This window comes from Vibrio sp. 10N.261.51.A3 (assembly GCF_041471965.1).
In the GTDB taxonomy this organism is placed as follows: Bacteria; Pseudomonadota; Gammaproteobacteria; order Enterobacterales; family Vibrionaceae; genus Vibrio; species Vibrio crassostreae_C.
In genome coordinates this window covers 1,458-2,377 of the sequence record NZ_JBFRPK010000124.1, presented here as the reverse complement: position 1 = coordinate 2,377, position 920 = coordinate 1,458, and the positions used below count along the sequence as shown (strand labels likewise).

Below are 920 nucleotides of genomic sequence, written 5' to 3'. Positions count from 1 at the left end.
GGGGGGGGGGGGGGGGGGGGCAGGTCTTGCCTTTTGCCACTATACGGCTGACTCGTGAATAATGTAAGTCGAAGTGATTCCCTATTTGCTTTTGCGTATAGCCACCGCTATTAAATGCAGCAATAATGGCATCATTTCTACTAGGCGCTGAGTCTTGGTACTCCTTTAGCGAAAGAGGTTTAGCACGTCGCTGTTTTGCCGGAACCTCTTTGATATCTCCCTCTGCTAAATTCAAATTAGGAAGATGACTGTTCACAAACTCATCACTGCCTAGGTACACCTGCTGCTTTAATCCTGTCCATAGTGGCTTACCAACCCCCTCGAAAACGAATTGCTTGTATTTCTCAACAGCCTTATTTCTCTGGCGGCCAAATTGAAACAAGGTTTGATCAACCGCTAGCCAGTCTGGTGACTCTTTTAAACCAGTAACAAAAGGCCAACTGCTCCACTCATATTCGTTCGGTGTATCCACTATATTTGCACGAACGGGGTTAAGTAAAATGTAACGTCCCACTTCCAATAGATAAGCGTCTTTGTCGACTAAAATGGCTTTAAAGCGACCTTGGTATAGATGACCGACTCGGTTATGTTTTCTATTGAACTTTTGGGTATACACACCATTAAGCTGACGCATTCCCTTACTTAAGTTCCCATCAGGAGTTTCGACGAGTAGATGGTAATGATTGGTCATTAAACAGTAGCTATGCACGACCCAATTGAATCGCTCACTGGTGCCTGACAACACTTCGATAAACAATTCAAAATCTTGCTCTTCCAGATAAATCGGCTGTCGAGCATTACCGCGCGACGTTACATGATAGAGCGCACCCGCATACTCTATTCTCAGTGGTCTACTCATTGTCTTCCCTATACAAAAATGGCCTAGTTAAAAACTAGACCATTTCATCAAAAAGGCAAAA

The 920-nt window shown here is 44.1% G+C and carries 1 protein-coding gene; it reads right to left on the bottom strand.

The features are described 5' to 3' along the window. A partial coding sequence (locus tag AB4371_RS21675; RefSeq protein WP_136974621.1) for an REP-associated tyrosine transposase occupies window positions 1-859 on the bottom strand: 859 nt, incomplete at its 3' end. Between the last annotated feature and the right edge of the window lie 61 nt (window positions 860-920).